We start from the raw sequence: 24,998 nt of genomic DNA, 5'->3' as shown, positions 1-24,998 counted from the left end.
TCGTTACAGAGTTGAAGGAAACCATGAAACCTCAACTGGGAGATACCATCAGCAACCGCTATGTGCTGGTTTCGCCATTGCGCGAGGAAACCGGCTTGCAGGTTTGGAAGGCAAGCGATCACGTGCTTGCCCGGGATTGCCAGCTTTTTATCGTCAACAACCGCAAGGCTTTGCAGGACGTCAATGCGACGGCCTCCATGCTGGCGATTTCCCACGACGCCCATTTCACGCAGGTGCTGCAGCTTCAGCACGTGGGCGAGGTGGCGTTGGTGATCACGCAGCTCGATGCCGGCATGTCGTTGAGCGAGTATCTCACGCAGTCCAGCAAGCCGCTGAGCTTCACCGCGATCCGTTCCATTCTTGGTGAGGTCGTCGAAGCCCTGCACGTGTTGCAGAAAGACAATCTCACGCATTTCTCGATCAGCACGGACACCGTGCGATTGACCCGCAACGGCATTGAAATCGCCGACGCGCCGGTAAGCATCATGCTGGCCGATACTTCGCGCGTGCAATCCGTGGAAAACCAGGAGCAGCTTGCGATTCGCCAGGTCGCTTCCCTGCTGTATTCCCTGCTGACGCGCACGCCGTCGACGCTGTCCACGAACTACCATCTTGACGCGATTTCACCGAACGTGCCGATGGAGTTCCGCGTGATTTGCAAGCGTGGTCTGGATCTCAAGGAGAAGGACGGTTTCCCGACCGTTCCGATGGCCACCATCGCCGAATTGGAGGCGTTGCTGGGCGACTACGAGCCGCTGGCGAAGCTTAACGGCCCCGATATTGCGTTACCGTCCGCGGATTCGGAATGCTCGATTGTGAACGTGCCCCTGCTGCAGATTCTCGAGCAGGATGCCATCGCCTTGCCCGATACGCTGGCTGAAACCGGAAGCATTCCGGAAATGACGTTCGAAGCACCTGAACCACACACTGATTTCTCCGACAGCAAGGAAGCCTTGGCCAAGGGTATGGCCGCGACCGGCGGTGCCGTGAAATCGCTGTGGAACAACAGCCGCGAACTACTCAGCGAAGAGGACCTCGACGGATCCTCCGAAGATGTGGATTCGCCGTTCTCCTTCCCCATCCGTGTTTCCACGCCGTCGCCGCAGGGCGATTATCATACGGACGATTCGCAATTGGAGAAGACCGGTCGCATTCCGGTGATCGGACCTGACGGACGGGTCATCGAGCCGGGCGAGGAATCCGCACGCGCGTTGAAGGCGGAGCAGGAAGCGATCGACGCGGCATATCAGAACGAAAACGGAGCCCCCGTTGCGGTGCCGCCGAGCTTTGCCCCTAAAGCCTCTTCCTCCAGTCCGGCCGAGGTCGCCAATGCCAAATTGTTCGGCAAGCTCACCACCAAGGTCGTGGCCATTGTGGTCGCGTTCATTGTGGTGACCGTCGCATTGGGATTCGCCATTCATGGTTTGACCAAGAAGCCGGATGACGGCATCACCAATACGAATTCCAACAATCCGTGGCCGGAAATGAACCTTGACGACGTGCCTTTCGGCAATAATGGCGATTCCGGCAATGGCAGCAGCTCCGCCAGCGATGCAAACAACGATTCCAACGATGCCAACAGCTCCGACAACGGCAGCTCCGATTCCAGCAAGCCGAAGAAAACCACGAAGAAGAGCCATTCCGCCAAGAAGGACGTCGACAAGGTGGTGACTTCGGATAAGAAGGTGCGGAAGGTTCCGGAACCGAAGATGCCAGAGAACACGACTCCGTATGAGATCGACAACCGCCAGTTCCTGTCCAATCCGGACGGACAACAGGGTTACGGTTATTACCTCCACCTCAGCCAGCCCCAGAAAGCGTATCGCATGGTCATCAAGATCCGTTCTTCCGGCGGCCAGGGCTACATTCGCGTGAACGCCAAGTCCAGCCCGAACCAGGGTGAACAGGTCGCCCAGTTCGAGTTCGACGCCAGCGGCACCACCGAAATCAAGTTCAACAAGGCCGTGGAGACCCAGGACATCCTCTTGTGGGTGCCGTTCGACAGCCTTCCCGGCAACCAGCTGTACATCGATTCGGTGCAGATTTTCTGACGCATCGGCAGACAAGGAGGGTGTGCGGATTGTTCCGCACGCCCTCTTTTTGTTTCACGTGAAACAACGTGACGGATAGCTGACTTTTTTGAACGCCTTTTTGAACGCTTTTTTGAACGCTTTTTTGAACGCCATCTGCAAAACCGCCCGCAACCGTCGTGGAAACTGCATTACAGTAGCAACCATGAATGATATGCGTGATGTGGTGATTATCGGTTCCGGCCCGGCTGGCTATACTGCCGCGATCTATCTTGGCCGCGCCGGCTTCGAGCCGCTGGTCGTCGCCGGCGCGCTGACGCCCGGCGGCCAGTTGGTCAACACCACCGAAGTGGAGAATTTCCCAGGCTTTCCCGATGGCATCATGGGTCCGGATCTGATGGACAATATGCGCAAGCAGGCGGAACGGTTCGGCACGCATATCGTTTGGGACGATGTTGTTTCGGTTGCTTCGAATGCCGATTCCGGCATCAAAACCGTCACCCTTGACGGCGGCGACGTGTACGACGCACGCGCGCTGGTCATCGCAACAGGCTCAAACTATCGTAAGCTGGGCGTGCCAGGCGAGACGGAATACGCAGGCAAAGGTGTCTCCTACTGCGCCACCTGCGATGGTTTCTTCTTCCGCAACAAGCCGATTGTGGTGGTCGGCGGCGGCGACAGCGCGTTCGAAGAAGCTGATTTCCTGTCCCGTTTCGGCTCGTCCGTCACCCTTATTCATAGGCGTTCCACGTTCCGTGCTTCCCGCATCATGGTGGAGCGTGCGCAACGCAATCCGAAAATCGATTTCATGCTTGACGCTGTGGTGCAGGAGATTCGCGGCGACGAGAACGGCGTGCAGGAGGTGGAGGTGCGCAACACCTCCACCGAAAAGACCTCTGTAATCCCCGCTAACGGCGTTTTCGTGGCGATTGGGCACACTCCTGCCACTGCTTTTCTTAACGGGCTTGTAGACGTCGATTCAGCCGGTTATATCACGGTCGATGGCGCCAGCACGCGCACCAGCGAACCCGGCGTTTTCGCCGCGGGAGACTGCGTGGATAGCGTCTATCGGCAGGCCATCAGCGCGGCGGGCATGGGGTGCCGCGCCGCGCTGGACGCGCAGGCTTATCTCGATTCGCTCAAGTAAGGCTCAAATCGTTCAAATCATTATCGCTCGCCGAGCTCGATTGGCTCGGTTCGTTCAGCTCTGCTGCTGCATAAGCAGGTCGACGATGCGTTTCATATCGTCTTCCGATTTGAACACGATTTCGATTCGCCCGTGCTTCTTCGATCCCTTGATGGAGACCTTGGTGCCGAAACGCTGCTCCAGACCAACCTGAACGGGGGTACCAGCCCACGGATTGAGCTTGCTGGCCTTCGGCTTCTTGGGCTGGTCGCTTTCGGCGGCCTTCATCGACACGATTTCCTCGGTGCTGCGTACGGACAGTCCCTCGGCGATGATGCGCGTGGCCAGCTGTTCCATATCCGCTTCCGTCGGCAGTCCCAGCAGCGCACGCGCGTGGCCCGCGGACAGCAGTCCGGATGCGACCTTCTTTTGCACGGCGGCCGGCAGGTTGAGCAATCGCAAGGTGTTGGCGATTTGCGGACGGGATTTCGACACCGACTTGGACAGTTTGGCCTGCGTCAGGCCGAAATCGTCGATCATCTGCTGGTAGGCAGCCGCCTCTTCCAGTGGATTCAGCGCGACGCGATGCAGGTTTTCCAGCAGTGCGTCACGTAGCATGTCGTCATCGGCGGTGGTTTTGACGATGGCCGGAATCGTTTTCAGGCCGGCGATCTGCGATGCGCGCCAACGACGTTCACCCATGATGAGCTCGTACATGCTATCCATGCGCCCGTCGAACATGTTGTGCGGTTCGGCCGGTTTGGCTGCGGCTTCCCTGCGGGCGGCTTCGATTTGCGATTGCGGACGCTTGCGTACGACGATTGGCTGCAGTACGCCGACTTCCTTGATGGATTCGGCTAGCTCGCGCAGGTCGTCTTCATCGAAAATGGTACGTGGCTGATGCAGATTGGGACCGACGTCGCTCAAACGCAGTTCAACCAGATATCCACCCTGCACGGGAAGCAGTTCCGGTTCGTCCTTCTTATGTTCGGTCGGCGTGGTTTCACGTGAAACACTCCCCTGCCGCTCGCCCTGTTCGGAAGCTGGCTGAGCGGTGGAGCCGAAGAACATGTCCGCGGGATGCGCGCTTTCGTTCAACGAAATCGACGGCATGCTGGCACGACGATGCTGGTTTTTCTTGGTTGTTTCACGTGAAACAGCATGCTTCATCCCCTGCACGGCGTTCACCGATGCCTGTGCGGTAGCGGACGCGCTCTTGGATTCCACATGCCCATCAGTCTTGGAAGCCTTGACTTCCTTGACGGCAGCGGCAGGCGCCGCATGCTCCTGATGCTGCGGCTCCCCCGGAAGAGAAGGAAACAGTGCGCCAAGACCTTTACCCAAACGCGACTTAGTTGCCATGATCAGTTCTCATTCCTTCTTGCATCGATTGCCTGCAGCACCGTATCGGAACGACGCGAAAGTTCCAGCGCAGCTTCGCAGTACGCGATCGCACCCATGCCCTTGGGGTCGTATGCGATCACGCTTTGGTTGAAGCTTGGCGCTTCGGAAATCTTCACCGTGCGCGGAATGGTGGTGTCGAGCACGATTGTCGGATAGTGCTTCTTCACTTCCCCATGCACTTCGCGGCTCAGCAGCGTGCGCTTGTCGTACATGGTGATGAGCATCGTGGAGACCAGCAGCGACGGATTGTAATGTTCCTGCACCAGTCCGATGGTGTTGATGAGCTGGCCCAAACCTTCCAAGGCGTAATACTCGGCCTGAATCGGAATCAGCATTTCGTGCACGGCGCACATGGCGTTGATCACCAGCAGACCCAGGCTCGGCGGGCAGTCGATGATCACGTAATCGTAATGCTCTTCGCTGGTGGCGAGGAACTCGTCCACCGCGTTCTTCAGCAGCGAGTTGCGGTCCGCCATGTCGGCGACCTCAAGTTCGGCGCCACTCAAATCGATGGATGCGGGGACCACGTCGAGGTTGTCGAAATCAGGGCACGTGCACTTGACTTCCGCGATGCGCTTGCGTCCTTCGATGACGTCATACACCGAAGGCTGACCGGAGGCGTGCGGGGCACCCAATGCCGTGGAGGCGTTGCCCTGCGGATCCATATCAATAAGCAGGACCTTGCATCCGAAACGGGCCAAGGCCGCGGACAGGTTCACCGCGGATGTGGTTTTGCCGACGCCACCTTTCTGGTTGGCGACTGCGATCAGGCGCGTTTGGGCCGGCTTCGGGCAGACCGCATGCTCCAATGCCTTGTATCGCGTCGATTCATCAGCGATTTGCGCGCCTACGGGGGATGTCGAGCCTTCGAAGATTCGCTTGATGGTTTCCGTGGCGGATTCCATCGACGTCAAATTGTCTGGTTCTTCAGGTCCAGTCATGAACTAGCCTTCCTATACATATTCAACAATCAAGTTTCATCATTTGGGTGGACAGATTTTCGCCTGTTCACGGCCATGTGCACCATTGTGAACAACGGTGGATAGTTGGTGGATAACTCATCCGACCACCCAAAAGTTATCCACAGAACAATCGCTGCAATTTCAAGCTTCTTCAAGATGCTTCGTAACACATTTCCGCGATTGTGGATACTGTGGATAACTCACGCGATTTTGTGGATAACTTATCGCTTGTCCACCATCAGCACATGCGTCGGTTCCAGACCCGGACCGACCTCGGCCTCCACCACGCGGGGATGGATACCGCCGTTTTTGGAGATCTCTTTGGTGGCCTTGACGATTTCCTCCTGCGCGGATCGTCCTTTCAGGGCAACCAGCCGTCCGCCTTTGTCCAGCAACGGCAGCGTCCATCCGGATAGTTTGGTCATCGGCGCGACCGCACGGCAGGTCACCACGGCAAACGGATGCCTGACCGGGATGGGATTCCCGTCGAGATCGACGGCATCCTCTCCCCTGCCCTTCCGGCCACCGTTCGAACCGCGGACGGCTTCGATTACGGCGTTGGCTCGGGAGCGCACTATCGAGACATTGTCCAATCCCATTTCGTCAACGCACTCATGAAGCCATTCGATACGGCGTTCCATCGGTTCCACCAAGGTGAACTGGTGGTCCGGCAGGCAGGCGGCCGCCACGATACCGGGGAATCCTCCGCCACTGCCGATATCCGCCACCGTCTTGAATTGCCTCTTGGCCGTTGCTTCACGGATGAACGGTACGATGGCCGCGGAGTTCAGAATATGCCGTTCCCAAATAATACCGACATCGCGTGGCCCTATCAGCCCGCGCGGCTCTCCTTCCGCAGCAAGTTTCACGTGAAACACCTTCAACTTGCCCAATGCATCGCCAAGCACTTCCTCAAGAATCGGCGACCCATCCAATTCGTCATTCACATCACTCATGCACACCATCCTAATCTACAGGCATCAAAAAAGCGCCGCGAGAAACTCGCGACGCTTCATGTTTCACGTGAAACTATTTCAGGCTTCGTTGATCTCGTCGGCGTCATCGGCTGCGGAAGCCTTGACGTACACCGTGACGTAACGATGCGGTTCTTCGCCATGGGACCGAGACTTCATGCCTTCCTCGCGCACCACATCATGGATGATCTTGCGTTCGAAGGAGTTCATCGGCTTCAGGTCCACCGGCTCGCCAGTCTCGCGCGCCTCGTCGATGGCATCCAGCGCAAGGTCGTGCAGGCGCTGGCGCTTGCGCTTCAGATAGCCGTCCACGTCCACGATGAGGTGGGACCGCTCGCCGGTCTTCTGCTGTACGGCGAGTCGGGTGAGCTGCTGCAGGGCGTCCACGACTTCGCCGTTGCGTCCGATCAGATGTTTGATGTCGGTGTCGTCGTCGGCAACGATCTGCACGGTCGGACGGTTGTTGCGCACGCCCATTTCGATATCGCCCTCGTAGTCGACGATGTCAAGCAATCCTTCAAGGTAATCGGCAGCGATGTCAGCTTCGTCATTGAGCTGATCGATGGTTTTCTCAGCATCCTGCGCCATGGTGTTTTACTCCTTTGAGCGGGGTTCGTATTATTTCAAGTCTACTGAAAGTCTACTGATTGGGTTGTATCATATGGGCGATTCGCCCGATACAAAAGCGGTGTGTCCTGCGTTTCACGTGAAACACAGGACACACACTTGATGTTATTTCTTCTTCTTTTTGCGGCTTGGCTGCTGACGCTGGAAGCCGTTCTTTTCCTTCGCCTCCGCGGCCTTCTTGGCTTTCTGCAGCTCCTCCTCTTCGAGGGACGGCAGACCGGCCTTGGCGCGGCGGGCGTTCTCGTGGGCGTGGTCGCGCTTTTCCTTCGCTTCGGCGGCCGGGGATCCCGGAGTCGGGAAGACGTGGATCTGCCAGACGGAACGCAGCAGGTTGCAGATGTTGTTGGTCAGCCAGTACACCAGCACTGCGAACGGCATGGCGACGCCGGAGAAGATGTACATGATCGGGAACATCCACAGCATCATCTTCTGCATCATTTCAGTCTGCTTGTTCGCAGCGCTCTGGGCCATGTTGCGCTTCATGCTGTTGTACTGCATGAGCCACAGGCAGAAGCACATCAACGCCACGAAGATGCCGATGATGATCTTGCCGTGGATGTCGGCGGTGGTGAAGTTCTCGGCCACGTTCACGCCGAACACGTTGGTGGAGGTGAACTGCTTGGCGGTGGCGATGTCGAAGGCGCCGAGGCCGGAACCGTTCCTGAACTTGCCACGGGCGATGTATGGAATGGCCGACAGGGTGTAGAACATGCACATGAACACAGGACCCTGCACGAACATAGGCAGCATCGACGTGCAGCCGCCCATCGGGTTCGCGTCGTTGTCCTGGTAGAGCTTCATCATCTCGCGTTGCAAAGCCTCTTTGCTGGCGGGATCGTTCTTGCCCTTGTACTTGTTTTGGATGCGCTGCATCTTGGGCTGCAAAACGGCCATCTGGGCCTGCATCTTGCGCATGCCCTTCATGGACTTGTAGAACAGCGGGAACACGCACGCCTGGACCACAATCACCAGGAACACGATGGACATGACCCACGAGAAACCGATCTCGTTCATGCCCAGCATCACCATGAATCGGTGGAATCCGGCCATAATCTGCGTCATGAGCCACTCGACGGGGTACAGGAGCTTGTACAGCCAGCCCCAGAAACCACTATCGAGGAGGAATTGATCTTGATTCATTACAGGCCATTCTCCTTATCGCCTATAGGTTCATCTACATCCAGAGGCGTGAGACGAGGCTCCTCGTGTGCCTTCGACCACGAACATCTGTAAAACAAGGAATAGAGCTGTGGAACGTCGTCGATTCCTCCACGGTTCCACTGGTTGCAACGAAGAAGGCGTAATAACGCAAGAAGACCACCTTTAAGGCAGCCAAATCGTTCAATCGCCTGAATCGCATAATTGGAGCAGCTGGGATAATACCGGCACCGAGGTGCGGTATGGGCGGAAATATGTTTCTGATACCAGCGGATGAGCCGCACCATCCAATTGCGATGATGCCCCTTGCTCATTGCCGGGAAGCGGTTTTACGTTTCACCGCTTCGAAACACGATGCCATCTGCTGCTCAAGCGACAGGAAATCGGCACGTGCGGCACTTGGCTTGGCACGCAACACGATATCGCAGGATTCGGGTAATAGTGATTCGTACTTTCGTGCAAGCACACGGAAACGCCTTTTCACGGCGTTGCGCGTGACCGCGTTGCCAACAGCTTTGGAAACGGCCAAGCCGACACGGCGGCCTTGCACCGTCGCTGTATCGCCCGTTACGACATCGTCGTGCATCAGATAATGCACGACGATGTCTTCTCGCGATACCCTACGACGGCGTTTGAGCACCGCAACAAAATCGCGATGGCTTTTCAGCCGTTCCACCGCTCTATGCCACTAAAAAATCAGGCAGCGAGGGACTTGCGGCCCTTGGCGCGGCGACGGTTGATCAGAGCGCGGCCTGCGCGGGTGCGCATGCGCTGACGGAAACCGTGCTTCATGTGACGACGACGGTTGTTCGGCTGGAATGTCCTCTTCATAATTAATGCTCCCGGTGTTTTAGCCATGCCAAGGCACGGCTCCTCATGAGTCAAGCTCTACTAAATTACTCTGACCCCTGAACAGATTGCCGCGTCGTCCATTTTTCTTCACATTTTCATGGGGATTCCCCGCATAAAACAATCCACATAATCGTTGCGATTCCGCCGAATTCCCCACAAAAGTTATCCACAAACTACAACAATGTTATTCACATTTCAATCTTTTCAACACGCACGCCGGTGGATAACTCGGGGAAAAGAGAGTACAAATATACAGTTGCACATCAGTGGTACGTCTGTCGAGAAAGGATTATCCGTGGCTGATAACACGACAACAGATCCTCTCGAGCAGGCTCGTGGGGTGTGGTCCGACGCTTTGGCCCTGCTGCACCAGAATCCGTCGCTGTCCGTACGCGACAAAAGCTGGCTGGAGAACGTCTATCCCGAAGGCATGTGGGGTCCGACCATCATGCTGTGCGTGCCCAGTGAGGCGGCTCAGCAGGCTTTGCAGACCGAATTGAACAAGCCGTTGATGGAGGCGTTGCGCGAATCCGCCGAACAGGACATCTTCCCCGCCTTCAAAATCGTTGAAATGAAGCCGAAAACGGAGGAACAGCCGGAGGAAACCTATCCGCGCTTCTCCCCCGCGAAATCGCCGGCGAAATCCCCTGCGAACGAGACGATGCAAGGCCAGTTGCCGATTCCCGCGACGATGCCGCCGGAACAGGACCATTTCCAGAGCGGCCAGAACAGGCCGCTGCTCGACCCCGAAACGCATTTGAACAAGAACGCCACCTTCGACACCTTCGTGCCCGGCGATTCCAACCGTTTCGCACGTACCGTGGCGCTGGCCGTGGCGGAGGGTTCCGGCCATGATTTCAATCCGTTGTGTATCTACGGAGGCTCCGGCCTGGGCAAAACCCATTTGCTGAACGCCATCGGCAACTACGCGCTGGTCAAGGACCCCAATCTGAAGGTCCGCTACGTCACCAGTGAGGAATTCACCAACGAATTCATCGAGGCTCTGGCCGATACGAACCAAAGTTCCGGCCAGATCAAGGAATTCAACCGCCGCTACCGCGAGGTCGACGTGCTGCTCATCGACGATATCCAGTTCCTGAGCGGCAAGGACGCGACCCTTGAGCAGTTCTTCCACACGTTCAACACCCTGCATCAGGCCAACAAGCGCATCGTGATCGCCTCCGATGTGCCGCCGAAGGACCTGCAGGGCTTCAACGAACGTCTGATCTCCCGCTTCGAATCGGGCCTGACCGTGGACGTCAAACCGCCGGATCTGGAGACGCGAATCGCCATTCTGCGCATGATCGCCACCATGAACGGCTCCAATATTCCCAACGACGTGTTCAACCTGATCGCGGAACGGTTCACCGAGAACATCCGCGAGCTGGAAGGCGCGCTGAACCGTGTGACCGCCATGGCGTCGCTGAGCAACCAGCCGGTCACCAAAGCCCTTGCGGAGCAGACTTTGCAGGACTTCTTCACCACCGACGTGGAAATCAAGCCCGCGGACATCATCACGCAGGTGGCCAAGTACTTCTATTTGACGTTCGACGACATCGTCGGCCGTTCGCGTACCAAGAAGATCGCGCTGGCACGCCAGATCGCCATGTATCTGGTACGCGAGCTGACCAGCATGAGCCTCAACGACATCGGCCTGGTCTTCGGTGGCAAGGACCACACCACCGTGATGCACGCGTATACGCGCATCAACGACGAGATGCAGGAGAAGCAGGAGATCTACAACTACGTGACCGAGTTGACTCTGCAGCTCAAGCAGCGTTCCAACGACAAGTAACGGAAGCAACCACAACAAACGGCGTATTTCCAACGGTTTTCCTTAGGCTGGTAAATTATTTACCAGCCTTTTTACTATCCGCGTGACACGCCCGGACATAATTTCTTGTACATCGAGTTTTCCACATACATATCCACATTTCGGGGAAAGGTCTGTGGAAAAGCCGTTGGAAACACGGAAAACGGCAGTGGATGGCTCGTGGATTATTCACAGTGAATTGTGGATAAGTTTTGCGCGGCCATGAGCCTGTGGATAACCCATGCTCTTATCCACATTCGACTCAGAAGTTATCCACAGATGTCGCCTCGTACTGAGACGTTGCTGCGCTTGGGCTGAACGAGCTTATCCACACTATCCACAGGGCTTATTATTACGAAAGTACGTTTTTCTTACTTTCATCGTCATTCTCGTAATGCGGGGAATTCCCCACGCTTTCGTCGTCGTTGCTCTTATCGCTAGAATGGCATGTGGATCGAACGAAACGAGGAATACCCCATGAAAGTCGAAGTCAATTCCCAAGCTCTTGCCGATGCCGTGGCATGGACCACACGTGTCATCGACGCACGTCCCGCAACCCCGATTCTGGCGGGCATCCGTCTGGAAGCCATTGACGGCACACTCCAGCTTTCCGCCTTCAACTACGCCATTTCCGCACGCCATCACATCGAAGCCGGCGTGGATGAGGCCGGTAGCGTTCTGGTGCTGGGCAAACTGCTTGCCGACATCACCAAGTCGCTGCCCGCTGCGAAAACCTATCTTTCCACCGATGGTTCCACGATGACCATCACGTCGGGCAAGTCGACCTTCACCATGCAGCTCATGCCGGAAAGCGAATATCCGGATCTGCCCGTGGTGCCGATGAAACTGGGTCAGGTGGACTCCCCCACCTTCGCTCAGGCCGTCAACCAGGCGTCCGTCGCGGTCTCCCGTGAGGAGAACCGTCCGGTGCTCACCGGCATCCGCGTCCAGTTCCAGGGCGACAAGGTCATCATGAGCTCCACCGACCGTTTCCGTCTGGCCCGTTCCAGCTTCACCTGGACGCCGGAGGATGCGACCATCAGCACCACCGCTTTGGTCCGTGGCTCGCTGCTGCGCGACATGGCGCGTTCGCTGGACGAGCATCAGAACGTCACCATCGATTTCGATGCGGACAACCCGTCCCTGCTGGGCTTCGAGAACGCCGGCCGCGTGTCCACCTCCCAGCTCATCGACGGCGAATTCCCGGCCGTTGACCGCCTGTATGCCGATGAATACCCGATTCATGCCGTCATCAACAAGCAGGCCCTCATCGACGCCATCAAGCGCGTTTCGCTGGTCGCCGAACGCAACGCCCCGATCCGCATGGTCTTCTCCGGCCAGGAGCTGACGCTGTCGGCCGGCACCGCCGACGAAGCACAGGCGAAGGAGATTCTCGACATCGACATGGACGGCGAGGACATCACCGTGGCGTTCAACCCCTCCTATCTGGTCGACGGCCTGAGCGCCATCAGCGAGCCGTTCGTGCGCATGAAGATGACCACCGCGGTCAAGCCCGTGGAATTCAACGGCCAGCAGGAAGCGGATTCCGACGAATCCATGGACTACCGTTACCTGCTCGTTCCGATGCGCTTCAACAACTGATTTCGTTCCACCTGTGGCCCGGACGGCAAGTTCCCGTCCGGGCCACCATGCCATCACCTTCAAGGAATCCCGGTTTTCATGCATATCTCCCGTCTCGCGCTCGACCATTACCGGTCATGGGACCATTGCGTGCTTGATTTCGAACCGGGAATCAACATTCTCCAAGGCTCGAACGGCCTAGGGAAAACCAATATCGTGGAAGCCGTGGAAGTGCTGTCCACCGGCTCCAGCCACCGCACCTCGTCATCGCTGCCGCTGGTCGAAAAAGGCCACCCTTCCGCCACTGTCCGGGCCAACGTCGAAGATGCGGGCGAACAGCGCACATATGAGATCACCATCGCCGCGCGAGGCGCCAACAGGGCGCGCGTGGACGGCGGAAAATCGCAATATATGAGGGATATCGTGGGTTTGGTCCCCTCCGTGTCCTTTACCCCCGAAGACCAGCGGTTGGTGTCTGGCGATCCGGCCACCCGAAGGAACTTCCTCAACCAGGCGGCTTCGCTGCTGTTGCCCCGTTATGCGCAGTCGTTGCAACAGTTCACGCACGTTGCCAAACAGCGTGCCGCATTGCTCAAACAGCTGTCCGACGGCTCCGGCATCGACCCCGAATACGGGCGTCAGGCCGTGCTGAGCGGTCTGGAAGTGTGGACCGGCCAATTCATCGCCCTCGGCGTGCAATTGACCAAGGACCGGAACGATGTGATCGGACTGCTGCGCGAGCCGTTCACCCGCATCTATGCTTCGCTGGCGGGCGAAGAGGAACAGGCCGACCTGGTGTATGAGCCGTCCTTCGACGAGGTGCTTCTGTTCGACGAGCCGGCCGCGGAAATCAGCCGTCATTTCCAACGCATCTACCCCGGCGAAGTGGCCCGTGGGCAGAATCTGATCGGACCGCAGCGCGATGATCTGACATTGCGGCTCAACGACATGCCAGCCCGCGAATTCGCTTCGAACGGCGAGACGTGGACGATGGCGTTGGCCTTGAAAATGGCGCTGTACGAAGTGGTTTCGGCGCAGCGCGACGTCAAGCCGATCGTGATCCTCGACGATGTGTTCGCCCAGCTCGACGAGTCCCGTCGCGGGCAGATCCTCGACTTCGCGCGACGGCAGGACCAGGTGCTGATCACCGTCGCCGCGGCAAGCGATATTCCGCAAGGCGAGGCGCATGTCATCGACGTTGCCGCGCTGCGTGCGCAATCGCAGGAGACGGACGGCGATATCGCGGCGATGGCGGCCATGCTTGCCGCCGGACGTGGCGCGCAATCGCAAGGAATCGAGGCCGAATCCTAATGCCGAAACCACCAATCTGCGAACTGCTGAACCTCGACCAACGCAAACTGCCGGCCGAAGTGTTCGACCGCATCAGCGACCGTGCCGGGCGGCTCAAGGAACGCGAGGAACGCGCGCGCAAGGCGTGGGAAAGCTTCGGCAAACCCGGACGCGATCCGGAAACCGTCGGCAGCCTGTTCAATCTGCTGGCATCGAACGGCGCATGGATACCCCACCTCAAAATGGCGCAGATGCGCGACCATTGGGACCAGGTGGTGGGCGTGGAGAACGCGAAGCACTCCTACCCCGCCAGCCTGCGAGACGGCGTGCTGACGATACGTTGCGACAGCCCGGCCTGGACCACCACCCTGTCGTATATGACGCCGTTGCTGACGGACACCATCCGCAGGAAACTCGAAGGTCTGACCATCAATGAGGTGAGGGTCACCGGCCCGCAGAGCCAAGGGTTCAGCCGTGGGCGTATCTCAAGGAAGATTCGCTACTGAGGGCTATTGCGAAGTCGACTTACAATCGACCTCTCTGACAGGAGAGATCGATTGTGGCGCGCGTGAAACAGGCCGTTGCGACGGGGTTTACGGAGGTTTTCCGGCTTGTCGGACGCGTTCGGAACCATGCCGAAGCCGTTGGAAACCGTTGAATTCCAAGGACAAATGTCTATAGCGCGCTGTCCCCCTCCATGAGTAGAATATCCAGCAGTGTATGTAAACGCCTAGAAGGGGCCTTTATTTGCGTTCTAGGTGGTATCACCTGCGGAAATGACCCTTGATGGCGGGAAAAATGCAGGAAGGAATCTCTGTGGCAGACCTTGATGCGGATTCGCTGAACGAATCAGCTGAAAACACGCAGGAAGATCAGATTCAGGATCAGATCCAGAACGACCAGCTCGAAGATGCGCAACTTGACGATTCGCTGTCTCCGGAACACTACGACGCGTCCGATCTGAGGGTGCTGGAAGGCCTTGAGGCGGTGCGTATCCGCCCTGGCATGTATATCGGCTCCACCGGCCCCCGCGGCCTGCACCATCTGGTGTATGAGATCGTCGACAACTCCGTCGACGAGGCGCTTGCCGGCTACGCGTCACACATCGAAGTGACGATTCTGCCGGACGGCGGCGTGCGCGTGGTGGACGACGGCCGAGGCATCCCGGTCGACGAAGTGCCGGGCGAAGGCATCTCCGGCGTCGAAACCGTGATGACCAAGCTGCACGCTGGCGGCAAGTTCGGTGGCGGCGGCTACGCGGTCTCCGGCGGCCTGCACGGCGTGGGCATCTCCGTGGTGAACGCGCTGTCCACCCGTGTGGACATCGAAGTGCGCCGTCAGGGCTTCCACTGGACCCAGACCTACATCGACCAGAAGCCGACCGCGCGTCTGCTCAAGGGCAAGCCGATGGAGGAAGGCGAGTCCACCGGCACTTCCGTGACCTTCTGGGCCGACGGCAAGATCTTCGAAACCACCACCTACGATTTCGAGATCCTGCGCAACCGCTTTCAGCAGATGGCGTTCCTGAACAAGGGCCTGAAGATCTCCCTGACCGATTTGCGCGAGCCCGACCAGGCCGGCGACGAGGTTTCCGGCGAGGAATCCGAAACCGAAGACAAGTTCCAGACCGTCACCTACCAGTACAACGACGGCATCAAGGACTACGTCGACTACCTGGTGAAGTCCCGCAAGGCCACCCCGGTCGAACCGGACGTCATCGACTTCGAGGCCGAGGACCTGAAGATCGGCATCTCCGCGGAAATCGCCATGCAGTGGACCACCGCGTATTCCGAAGCCGTGCACACCTTCGCCAACACCATCTCCACCACCGAGGGCGGCACCCATGAGGAGGGCTTCCGCGCCGCGCTGACCTCGCTGGTCAACCGCTACGCCCGCGAGAAGAACATCCTCAAGGACAAGGACGAGAACCTGTCCGGCGACGACGTGCGCGAAGGCCTGACCGCCGTCGTGTCCGTCAAGCTCACCAACCCGCAGTTCGAAGGCCAGACCAAGACCAAGCTCGGCAATTCCGAGGCGAAGACCTTCGTGCAGCGCGTCATGACCGACAAGCTCGGCGACTGGTTCGACGCCCACCCGAACGAGGCCAAGAACATCATCCAGAAGGCCATCGAGGCCTCCCGTGCGCGCCTGGCCGCCAAGAAGGCACGTGAGAACACCCGCCGCAAGTCGATCTTCGAATCGGCCGGCATGCCGGACAAGCTCAAGGACTGCCAGTCCAACAATCCGGAGGAATGCGAGCTGTTCATCGTGGAGGGTGATTCCGCAGGCGGCTCCGCCATCCAGGGACGCAACCCGATCACGCAGGCCATCCTGCCTCTGCGAGGCAAGATCCTCAACACCGAGCGCGCAAGCCTGGACCGCATGATGAAGTCGGACACCATCGAATCGCTGATCACCGCCGTCGGCGGCGGCTACGGCGAGGACTTCGACCTCAACAAGGTGCGCTACCACAAGGTCATCATCATGGCCGATGCAGATGTGGACGGCGCGCATATCGCAACCCTGAACCTGACGCTGTTCTTCCGCTACATGCGCCCGATGATCACCGCCGGCTACGTGTACGTGGCCATGCCGCCGCTGTACCGCCTCAAGTGGACCAAGGGCCCGCACGACTTCGTGTACACCGACGCCGAACGCGACCGCGTGCTCGCCGAAGGCAAGGCCGCCGGCCGCCAGCTGCCGAAGGGCGAAGGCATCCAGCGCTACAAGGGTCTGGGCGAGATGAGCTACCAGGAACTGTGGGAGACCACCATGGATCCTGACCATCGCATTCTGAAGCAGGTGCAGATCGAAGACGCGGCCGCGGCCGACGAGACCTTCTCCATGCTCATGGGCGACGAAGTCGAACCACGTCGTCTGTTCATCCAGCGCAACGCACGCAACGTCAGCTGGATCGACGCGTAAACGCGTAGGGTTTCGCAGGACTTCAAAGCAAGGATTAGAAATTGGCAGACGAAAACAACAGCAACGAAGACGGCCAGTTCGTGCCTGACGGCTCCATGGAACCGTTGAGCCCGCAGGAGGCCGACAACACCGATTACGGCCTGATGGTCGGCGAACGCGTCCAGAAGAAGGATCTGCAGCAGGAAATGCGCGAATCCTATCTGGCGTACGCCATGTCCGTCATCGTCGATCGTGCCCTTCCGGACGTGCGAGACGGCATGAAGCCGGTGCACCGCCGCGTGATCTACGCGATGTACGACGGCGGCTACCGCCCCGACCGCGGCTACTCCAAGTGCGCACGCGTCGTCGGCGAAGTCATGGGCAAGTACCATCCGCACGGCGATTCCGCCATCTACGACACGTTGGTGCGTATGGCGCAGTCGTGGTCGATGCGATACACGCTCGTCGACGGCCAGGGCAACTTCGGCTCCCCCGGCGACGACCCGGCAGCCGCAATGCGTTACACGGAATGCCGTATGGCGCCGCTCGCCATGGAAATGGTGCGTGACATCGACAAGGACACCGTCGATTTCCTGCCGAACTACGATGGCAAGACGCAGGAGCCGACCGTGCTGCCGGCCCGCTTCCCGAACCTGCTGTGCAACGGCTCGTCCGGCATCGCCGTCGGCATGGCGACCAACATTCCTCCACACAACATGCGCGAGGTGGCAGAAGGCGTGCATTGGGCGCTCGACCATCCGGACGCGAGCCGTGAGGAACTGCTCGACAACCTGATCCGCATCATCAAGGGACCGGACTTCCCTACCGGCGCCACGATTCTCGGCCATAAGGGCATCGAACAGGCGTACCGTACCGGCCGTGGCCTCATCACCATGCGAGCCGTGGTGAACACCGAGGAGATCAAGGGCCGCATGTGCCTCGTGATCACCGAACTGCCGTACCAGGTCAACCCGGATCGTCTGGTCGTGTCCATCCGCGAAGCGGTGCGCGACGGCAAGATCCAAGGCATCGCCGACATGCGCGACGAAACCTCCGGCCGTACTGGCCAGCGCCTCGTGCTCGTGCTCAAGCGCGACGCCGTGCCGAAGGTCGTGCTCAACAACCTGTACAAGCATTCCCAGCTGCAGCAGACCTTCGGCGCGAACATGCTGGCACTGGTCGACGGTGTGCCGCGCACGCTGTCCCTGGATGCGTTCATCCGTCATTGGGTAAACCACCAGCTCGAAGTCATCGCACGCCGTACCGCCTACCTCAAGCGCGAGGCCGAGGAACGCGACCACATCCTGCAGGGCTATCTGAAGGCCCTTGACATGATCGATGAGGTCATCGCCCTCATCCGTGCCTCCGAGTCCGCGGAGACCGCCCGCACGGGCCTTATGGACCTGCTTGACGTGGACGAGGTGCAGGCCGACGCCATCCTCGCCATGCAGCTGCGCCGACTGGCCGCCCTGGAACGTCAGAAGATCCTCGACGAGCACAACGAGCTCATGCGCAAGATCGCCGACTACAACGACATCCTCGCCAAGCCGGAACGCCAGCGCAAGATCGTCGGCGACGAGCTGGACGAAATCGTCGCCAAGTATGGCGACGAACGCCGTACCAAGATTCTGCCGTACTCCGGCGAGATGAACGTCGAAGACCTGATCGCCGAAGAAAACGTGGTCGTCACCGTGACCCACTCCGGTTTCATCAAGCGCACCAAGGCCGACGAATACCGCGCGCAGCACCGCGGCGGCAAGGGCATCAAGGGCGCCAAGCTGCGCGAGGACGACGTGGTGGACCACTTCTTCCTCACCAGCACGCACAACTGGCTGCTGTTCTTCACCAACAAGGGACGCGTGTACCGCCTGAAGGCGTACGAGCTGCCGGAGGGATCGCGCGATTCCAAGGGACAGCATGTGGCCAACCTGCTGCAGTTCGGGCCGGACGAGACGATCCAGACCGTGCTGTCGATTCCGAACTACGAAGTGGCCAAGTATCTGGTGCTCGCCACCCGTTCCGGCAAGGTCAAGAAGACCGCGCTCGCCGAATACGACTCCCCGCGTCAGGGTGGTCTGATCGCGGTACGACTCATGACCGACGAGAACGGCGAGAACGCCGACGAGCTGATCGGTGCCGCGCTGTGCAACGCCGACGACGACATCATCCTCGTCTCCAAGCAGGGCATGAGCCTGAAGTTCGAAGCCAACGACGAGCAGCTGCGCCCGATGGGCCGCCAGACCGCCGGTGTGCAGGGCATGAAGTTCCGCGACGGCGACGAGCTTTTGGCCATGGATGTGGTGCAGGGCGATTCCGACAGGGATCTGCTCGTGGTCACCAACGAGGGCTTCGCCAAGCGCACCGCCATCAGCGAATACCGTCTGCAGGGCCGTAACGGCTACGGCGTCAAGGCCGTGCAGCTCGCCGAAGGCCGTGGCTCCCTGGTGGGTGCCGTGATCGTGGAGGAATCCGACCAGATCATGGCCATCATGAAGTCCGGCAAGGTCATCCGCTCCAACGTCGCCGAAGTCAAGCGCACCGGACGTACCACCCAGGGTGTGACGCTCGCCAAGCCTGACAAGAACGACGAAATCATCTCCATAGCACGTAACGAGGAGACCGACGAGGATGACGCCGAGCAGGCCGCCGCGGAAAACGGAGCAGTCCAGAACGACGCAGCCGCGCAATCGCAAGCCGAAACCACTACTGAAAACTCCGCTGAAACCGGTACGGAAGCCACTTCCGATGCCGGCGATGGCGAGAATGTAGAGGCCTGAGACACAGGCGGGGAATCGTCTGCGAAAACTGGTAGCCTCAGCTAGAAGTAGGCAAGATTCTGCAAGGAGCAACGATGAGCGAGAACAATGAAAGCCATCAGGCGCAGGCAGGGGCGCAGGCCCCACGCGTGGCCCGTTCCGCATCCAGCCAGCCGTTGAGCGGTACGGAACAGTCTCAGGCGCATGAGAACATGGCCGCCGCGTCCGGCGGTGTGAAGGTTCGTGAAAAAGCGCGTCGTGGCGCGCCTCGCGCCCGCCGCATGAGCCTGTCCCTGACCCGCATCGACGCATGGTCCGCGGCCAAGGTGGCGTTCATGCTTTCCATCGCGGGAGGCATCATCCAGATTGTCGCGGTGACGCTGCTGTGGCTGCTGCTGAACGTGGTCGGCGTGTTCGATCAGGTGACGCAGATCGTGTCCTCCACCGGTCTTGACGCCGGCGGATTCGACCTTGCCAATGTGCTTTCGCTGAGCACCGTGCTGAGCGCGGTCACCATCTTCTCCATCATCGAAGTGGTGCTGTTCACTGTGCTGGTGGTGATTCTCACGCTGCTGTACAACGTGGTGAGCACGCTGGTCGGCGGCATCCACGTGACGCTCGGCGACGACTGATCGATTCGTCATACGGCGTTCGTACGGCGCTTGCGCAACGTAAGCCGTTCGTGCAACATAAGAAGACGGCGCTTCCCTACTTCGGGAGGCGCCGTCTTTTCTTATGTAATCGCGATTATGCGGTCGCTTTTATGCAATCGTCATACTGCGTTGCGCGTTATGCCGTAACGCATATGAAAACGGTCCGTGCGAACGAATCGCACGGACCGTTGAAACGGATTGTGAAAGACGATCAGAGCACGCCCTGGGCGACCATGGCGTTGGCGACCTTGACGAAGCCGGCGGCGTTGGCGCCGAGCATCAGATCGCCCTCATGGCCGTACTCCTTGGCGGCGGCCAGGGAATTGGCGACGATGTTCTCCATGATGGACTTGAGCTTGTTGTCCACCTCTTCGAACGTCCAGGAAAGGCGGTAGGAGTTCTGGCTCATCTCAAGGCCGGACACCGCCACACCACCCGCGTTGGCGGCCTTAGCCGGGCCGTACAGCAGGCCGTTGTCCTGATAGACGGCGATTGCCTCCGGGGTGGACGGCATGTTGGCGCCTTCGCACACGACCTTGCAGCCGTTGGCGACGAGGGCCTTGGCGGACTCCTCATCGATTTCGTTCTGGGTGGCGCACGGCAGCGCGATGTCGCACGGCACGGTCCACACGCCCTTGCAGCCCTCGTGGTATTCGGCACCCGGAACACGCTCCGCGTACTCCTTGATGCGGCCGCGGTGGCCGAGCTTGATGTCCTTGACGATGTCGAGCTTGATGCCGTCCGGATCGTAGACGTAGCCGTTGGAATCGGAGGCGGTGACGACCTTCGCGCCGAGGGCCTGGGCCTTCTCGGTGGCGAAGATGGCCACGTTGCCGGAGCCGGAGATGACCACGGTCTTGCCTTCGAAGGAATCGTTGCGCAGCACGCGCATTGCCTCGGCGGTGTAATAGCACAGGCCGTAACCGGTGGCTTCGGTACGAGCCAGGGAGCCGCCGAATTCGAGGCCCTTGCCGGTCAGCACGCCGGAATACTCGTCGCGGATGCGCTTGTACTGGCCGAACAGGTAGCCGATCTCACGGGCGCCGACGTTGATGTCGCCTGCGGGAACGTCGGTGAACTGTCCGATGTGACGGCACAGCTCGGTCATGAAGGCTTGGCAGAAGCGCATGACCTCGGCGTCGGACTTGCCCTTCGGGTCGAAGTCGGAGCCGCCCTTGCCGCCGCCCATCGGCAGCGTGGTCAGGGAGTTCTTGAGGATCTGCTCGAAACCGAGGAACTTGATGACACCCTCGTTCACGGTCGGGTGGAAGCGCAGGCCGCCCTTGTACGGTCCGATCGCGGAGTTGAACTGGATGCGGTAACCGCGGTTGACCTGCACCTTGCCCTCATCGTCCGTCCAAGCGACACGGAACTTCACCACGCGCTCCGGCTCGACGAGGCGCTCGAGCACTCCCGCCTTCTCATACTCCGGGTGCTTCTCGACTACGGGCTGAAGGCTTTCGAAGACCTCGCGAACGGCCTGCAGGAATTCCGGCTGATCGCCATCGCGCTTTTCGACCTGCGCATACACGCGCTTGACGTACTCATCAGTGAGCATATTTTTCCCCTTCGGGATAGTTGGGTTATCAATAAGGCGATTTCATTCTATGTGCATGGTAGAGGGACACACAAGATATTGCTCAGGATTTGGCTGGAGCGTGCGGATATAGGATGGATTCGGGCATGCAAGAGAGACACGTCCAAAGAGAGACTTGTCCATTGACGCGATTCACGGAATCGCGAATGCAGAACAGGAGCAAAAATGTTCGAAGGATTCAAGAAATTCATCGCACGCGGCAATATGATCGACATGGCTGTCGGTGTTGTTATGGGCGGTGCCGTCACCACCGTGGTCAATTCGATCGTGAACAGCGTGATCAATCCGTTCATCGCCATGATCTTCGGCAAGCCGAACATGGATGGTCTGCTGGCGATCACATTCAACGGCGCGACCGTTTCGTTCGGCGCAGTGCTGGGCGCTATTCTGAATTTCCTCATCATCGCCGTCGCCGTCTATTTCTGCATTCTGGTGCCGATCAACAAATTCCGCGACATGACCGAGGCGCTGCTTGCCAAGACCAAGCTTGCCGAGCAGAAGGAAGCCGAGGAAAAGGCCGCTGAAGAGCCGTCTGCCGAAGAGCAGACCGTCCAGCTGCTGCAGCAGATTCGTGACGAGCTGTCCAAGCAGAACGCGGCCCGCAACTAGTTGCGATTCGTGGTGCCACTCCCCTATTGATTTGATGATTCCGGCCGCTTGCGGGTATGCAGGCGGCCGTTTTATTTGGTTTGCGGGCGATCGCGTCCGTTGGATGGTCGACAAGAGGCTGAATACGAAAAAGGCTTCCGATTACTCGGAAGCCTTCAATTCTGTGGAGCTAAGGGGATTCGAACCCCTGACCCTCTCCATGCCATGGAGATGCGCTACCAGCTGCGCCATAGCCCCGTGGAGCTAGCCGGGTTCGAACCGGCGACCCTCTGCTTGCAAAGCAGATGCGCTACCAGCTGCGCTATAGCCCCGTGAGAAAAAAAGAGCGGCTCGCGGCCGCTTCATTTTTCCTGTGGGCCCGGGAGGACTTGAACCTCCGACCTCATCCTTATCAGGGATGCGCTCTAACCACCTGAGCTACGGGCCCAACTTGCTGTGTCTTGAACACAACGAATTGAAATAATACTTGAATCACAGGGAAAGTCAAGTGCCGCCGTGTCATCGGCGTGTCGTGGCATAATGCAGGCATGACATACGGGCAGCGCAACGGCGGTAACGGCCGCAACGGCAGGAGAGTGGGGCATCGCAACCGCAATCGCGTGATTTCCGAAACGACGGCGAGCATCGCCGGCATGCGGGTGGCCATCGTGCGCAAACCCATCAAAAACATGTACCTGCGCATCAAACCGCCGAACGCGGATATCGTCATCTCCGCGCCGCAACGAATGTCGCAAAGCGCTATCGAACGGTTTGTGACGGAACGCAAGCCGTGGATCGAACGGGCGCAACGCAGCATGCGACAGGCCAGAGACGCGCAACTCAACGCGCAGCGTGCGCAAAACGGCAATATTGGCGATACTGGCGCTTCCGCCAACCCGCCCGCTTTCGTATGGACGGACGAGGCCAAGGCGCGGGCGCAACGCAACATCGAATCGCAATTGCCTGTGTTGCTTGCCAAATGGGGCCCGATCGTTGGCCGTACGCCGACGCATATCACGTTGCGTCTGATGAGTTCGCGTTGGGGATCGTGCACGCCGAAGACCGGACGTATCCGACTTAACCTGCAGCTTGGTTTAATGGCCCCTAGATTCCTCGAATACGTGCTGGTGCATGAGATGACCCACCTGTGGGAGAACGGCCACGGAGAGGGCTTTCAAAGGCGTATGAGCGCCTATCTGCCGCAATGGAGGCAGTTACGCCGCGACATCAACCGGCAGGTGGTGCTGTAAGAGGCTGCTCGGGTTACTTGCCGTCCGTCGCGGAATCGCCAGCCGCGGAACTGTCCTCATCGGCGGTGTGCCGACGCACTTCCAGCGTTTCGATACGACGGCCGTCCACTTCGGTGACGACCATGTCATAACCGTCATCGGATGACAGCACGTCGCCGACCTCGCCCATTTTGCCGGTGTGCGCCAGGAAATAGCCGGCAACCGTCTCGTACGGGCCGTCTTCCAGCTCGATGCCGGTCAAATCCGCGAAATCCTCGATCGTCATGCCACCTTCGATGGTGGCCACGCCATTGACGAAAGCGGCGCGTTCTGTGCGTTCGCCGCCCTTTTCCTCCGGCAGGTCGTATTCGTCGCGGATGTCGCCGACCAATTCCTCGGTCATGTCTTCCAACGTGACGATGCCGTCGGTGCCGCCGTATTCGTCGATCACCACGGCCAGGTGAATGCCTCGTTTGCGCAGCAGCTCAAGGCTTGGCAGCAGCTTCGACGTGCCCGGCAGGGAAATGCCCTCACGCGTCACGTCGGCAACGGTTCTCGCCTTCGGATCGCGGATGTCAAGCAGGTCGCGCACGTGCACGAAGCCGAGCACGTCATCGAAATCCTTGCCGGTGACGGGGTAACGCGAATACGGCATTTCACGCACGTACGCGGCGGCTTCCGCAATCGGCATGGAGCCGTCCAGGAACGCGACGTCGGCACGAGGACGCATGACCTCCGCCACGATGGTTTCGGATGCGTCGAACACGTCGTCGAGGATGGTGCGCTCGTCCTTGCTGAGGTTGGTGTTGGTGTTGACGAGCACGCGCAGCTCGTCGTCGGACACCTCGCTGTCGGTTTCGTTCGGATCGAAGCCGAGCAGCCGCACGATGCCGTTCGTGTTCTTGCCGATCAGCCAGATGATCGGCTTGCACACTTTGGCGAACACATGGATGGCCGGCACCACGGCACGCGCGATCTGCTCGTTGCGTTGCATGGCGATACGCTTCGGCACCAGTTCGGAAATGACGATCGAGCAATACGAGATGATCAGCGTCAACGCGATGGTGGTCAGGGGAGCGGCGACGTTATGCGGCACACCCCAGTCTTCGATGGCCGGCACGATATACGGGGCGATTGAGGATTCGCCGAACGACGCGGACAGGAAGCCGCACAGCGTCACGCCGATCTGCACGGTGGACAGGAACGTGTTCGGGTCGCGTGCGATCTGCGCCACACGCTTGCCGCGCGCATCCTCCTGTTCCATCTGGTCGATCTGCGATCCGCGCAGACTGACCAACGCCAGTTCGGTGCCGGCGAACACGGAACCGAGCAGCAGGAAGATGAAGATCAGGAGGATATTCAAACCGAGTGACATGGTTCCAATCTAAAGCAACGGCATGTCAAAACAGCGCGACGCAACGGACTTGGAAGCTTGGAAGCCGTCTTTTCCGGAA

Annotated in this window: 21 protein-coding genes and 3 tRNA genes; 11 read left to right on the top strand and 13 right to left on the bottom strand. The window is 59.2% G+C overall.

Features of this window, described 5'->3' with window-relative positions; genetic code table 11:
* The first annotated feature begins 23 nt into the window (after nt 1-23).
* Complete coding sequence (locus Q5H31_RS03075) at nt 24-2,051, top strand: hypothetical protein (RefSeq protein WP_302457478.1); 2,028 nt, start codon at nt 24-26, stop codon at nt 2,049-2,051.
* Nucleotides 2,052-2,235: 184 nt separating this feature from the next.
* Nucleotides 2,236-3,177 (top strand): thioredoxin-disulfide reductase, encoded by a 942-nt coding sequence (gene trxB / locus Q5H31_RS03070; RefSeq protein WP_039776067.1) that lies wholly within the window; start codon nt 2,236-2,238, stop codon nt 3,175-3,177.
* Between the two features lie 54 nt (nt 3,178-3,231).
* Here the strand turns inward: trxB and Q5H31_RS03065 are convergent, their stop codons facing one another.
* The 8 genes from Q5H31_RS03065 to rpmH form a co-directional block, all read right to left on the bottom strand.
* Complete coding sequence (locus Q5H31_RS03065; protein WP_302457477.1) at nt 3,232-4,518, bottom strand: ParB/RepB/Spo0J family partition protein; 1,287 nt, start codon at nt 4,516-4,518, stop codon at nt 3,232-3,234.
* A gap of 2 nt (nt 4,519-4,520) precedes the next feature.
* Nucleotides 4,521-5,501: a ParA family protein gene (locus tag Q5H31_RS03060; RefSeq protein ID WP_223895891.1), complete on the bottom strand. Its 981-nt coding sequence runs from the start codon at nt 5,499-5,501 to the stop codon at nt 4,521-4,523.
* A gap of 242 nt (nt 5,502-5,743) precedes the next feature.
* The gene (gene rsmG / locus Q5H31_RS03055; protein ID WP_033499642.1) at nt 5,744-6,478 is read right to left on the bottom strand and encodes a 16S rRNA (guanine(527)-N(7))-methyltransferase RsmG; all 735 of its coding nucleotides are present in this window, start codon (nt 6,476-6,478) and stop codon (nt 5,744-5,746) included.
* A gap of 78 nt (nt 6,479-6,556) precedes the next feature.
* Nucleotides 6,557-7,084: a R3H domain-containing nucleic acid-binding protein gene (locus tag Q5H31_RS03050; protein ID WP_033499641.1), complete on the bottom strand. Its 528-nt coding sequence runs from the start codon at nt 7,082-7,084 to the stop codon at nt 6,557-6,559.
* Nucleotides 7,085-7,228: 144 nt separating this feature from the next.
* A complete protein-coding gene (gene yidC, locus Q5H31_RS03045) occupies nt 7,229-8,263 on the bottom strand; it encodes a membrane protein insertase YidC (protein ID WP_003807156.1) in 1,035 nt (344 codons plus the stop codon).
* Nucleotides 8,263-8,568, bottom strand: coding sequence for a membrane protein insertion efficiency factor YidD (yidD, locus tag Q5H31_RS03040; protein WP_204367728.1), 306 nt, complete (start codon nt 8,566-8,568; stop codon nt 8,263-8,265). Before yidD ends, yidC begins: the two co-directional genes overlap by 1 nt.
* A 23-nt stretch (nt 8,569-8,591) precedes the next feature.
* The gene (rnpA, locus tag Q5H31_RS03035) at nt 8,592-8,957 is read right to left on the bottom strand and encodes a ribonuclease P protein component (RefSeq protein ID WP_003807160.1); all 366 of its coding nucleotides are present in this window, start codon (nt 8,955-8,957) and stop codon (nt 8,592-8,594) included.
* 20 nt (nt 8,958-8,977) lie between these two features.
* Nucleotides 8,978-9,112 carry a 50S ribosomal protein L34 gene (gene rpmH / locus Q5H31_RS03030; protein WP_003807168.1) on the bottom strand — a complete coding sequence of 45 codons (135 nt, stop codon included), beginning with the start codon at nt 9,110-9,112 and terminating at the stop codon, nt 8,978-8,980.
* Nucleotides 9,113-9,428: 316 nt separating this feature from the next.
* On the opposite strand from rpmH, the gene dnaA reads away from it, so the two are divergent.
* The 7 genes from dnaA to Q5H31_RS02995 all read left to right on the top strand — a co-directional run bounded on the left by dnaA (nt 9,429) and on the right by Q5H31_RS02995 (nt 20,109).
* Nucleotides 9,429-10,928 (top strand): chromosomal replication initiator protein DnaA, encoded by a 1,500-nt coding sequence (gene dnaA, locus Q5H31_RS03025; protein ID WP_003807173.1) that lies wholly within the window; start codon nt 9,429-9,431, stop codon nt 10,926-10,928.
* A gap of 495 nt (nt 10,929-11,423) precedes the next feature.
* Entirely contained in the window at nt 11,424-12,548 is a 1,125-nt protein-coding gene (dnaN, locus tag Q5H31_RS03020; protein ID WP_085380084.1) for a DNA polymerase III subunit beta, read from the top strand.
* 78 nt (nt 12,549-12,626) lie between these two features.
* Nucleotides 12,627-13,838 carry a DNA replication/repair protein RecF gene (locus Q5H31_RS03015; RefSeq protein WP_302457476.1) on the top strand — a complete coding sequence of 404 codons (1,212 nt, stop codon included), beginning with the start codon at nt 12,627-12,629 and terminating at the stop codon, nt 13,836-13,838.
* The gene (locus Q5H31_RS03010) at nt 13,838-14,323 is read left to right on the top strand and encodes a DUF721 domain-containing protein (RefSeq protein ID WP_003807180.1); all 486 of its coding nucleotides are present in this window, start codon (nt 13,838-13,840) and stop codon (nt 14,321-14,323) included. Before Q5H31_RS03015 ends, Q5H31_RS03010 begins: the two co-directional genes overlap by 1 nt.
* 292 nt (nt 14,324-14,615) lie before the next feature.
* Complete coding sequence (gyrB, locus tag Q5H31_RS03005) at nt 14,616-16,742, top strand: DNA topoisomerase (ATP-hydrolyzing) subunit B (RefSeq protein ID WP_033499638.1); 2,127 nt, start codon at nt 14,616-14,618, stop codon at nt 16,740-16,742.
* A 41-nt stretch (nt 16,743-16,783) separates the two neighbouring features.
* Nucleotides 16,784-19,498, top strand: coding sequence for a DNA gyrase subunit A (gyrA, locus tag Q5H31_RS03000; protein WP_302457475.1), 2,715 nt, complete (start codon nt 16,784-16,786; stop codon nt 19,496-19,498).
* 74 nt (nt 19,499-19,572) lie between these two features.
* Nucleotides 19,573-20,109 (top strand): DUF3566 domain-containing protein, encoded by a 537-nt coding sequence (locus Q5H31_RS02995; protein WP_003807186.1) that lies wholly within the window; start codon nt 19,573-19,575, stop codon nt 20,107-20,109.
* A gap of 232 nt (nt 20,110-20,341) precedes the next feature.
* On the opposite strand, the gene gdhA is transcribed toward Q5H31_RS02995, so the two are convergent.
* Entirely contained in the window at nt 20,342-21,688 is a 1,347-nt protein-coding gene (gdhA, locus tag Q5H31_RS02990; protein WP_302457474.1) for an NADP-specific glutamate dehydrogenase, read from the bottom strand.
* 204 nt (nt 21,689-21,892) lie between these two features.
* Here gdhA and Q5H31_RS02985 point away from each other — a divergent pair, with 204 nt between their 5' ends.
* Entirely contained in the window at nt 21,893-22,336 is a 444-nt protein-coding gene (locus Q5H31_RS02985) for an MscL family protein (RefSeq protein ID WP_130082109.1), read from the top strand.
* Between the two features lie 164 nt (nt 22,337-22,500).
* On the opposite strand, the gene Q5H31_RS02980 is transcribed toward Q5H31_RS02985, so the two are convergent.
* From Q5H31_RS02980 to Q5H31_RS02970, 3 genes are all read right to left on the bottom strand, one after another.
* Nucleotides 22,501-22,573: transfer RNA gene (locus tag Q5H31_RS02980), tRNA-Ala, on the bottom strand.
* Nucleotide 22,574: 1 nt separating this feature from the next.
* Nucleotides 22,575-22,647: transfer RNA gene (locus Q5H31_RS02975), tRNA-Ala, on the bottom strand.
* A gap of 42 nt (nt 22,648-22,689) precedes the next feature.
* Nucleotides 22,690-22,763, bottom strand: a tRNA-Ile gene (locus tag Q5H31_RS02970).
* 205 nt (nt 22,764-22,968) lie between these two features.
* Here Q5H31_RS02970 and Q5H31_RS02965 point away from each other — a divergent pair.
* On the top strand, nt 22,969-23,565 hold the full coding sequence (locus Q5H31_RS02965; protein ID WP_011742567.1) for a M48 family metallopeptidase: 597 nt from the start codon (nt 22,969-22,971) through the stop codon (nt 23,563-23,565).
* A 13-nt stretch (nt 23,566-23,578) separates the two neighbouring features.
* On the opposite strand, the gene Q5H31_RS02960 is transcribed toward Q5H31_RS02965, so the two are convergent.
* Nucleotides 23,579-24,919, bottom strand: a complete 1,341-nt coding sequence (locus Q5H31_RS02960) for a hemolysin family protein (RefSeq protein WP_302457473.1) — start codon at nt 24,917-24,919, stop codon at nt 23,579-23,581.
* Nucleotides 24,920-24,998 lie beyond the last annotated feature (79 nt).

The sequence above is a fragment of the uncultured Bifidobacterium sp. genome (genome assembly GCF_959020155.1).
In the GTDB taxonomy this organism is placed as follows: Bacteria; Actinomycetota; Actinomycetes; order Actinomycetales; family Bifidobacteriaceae; genus Bifidobacterium.
This window is presented reverse-complemented; position numbering and strand designations above follow the sequence as displayed.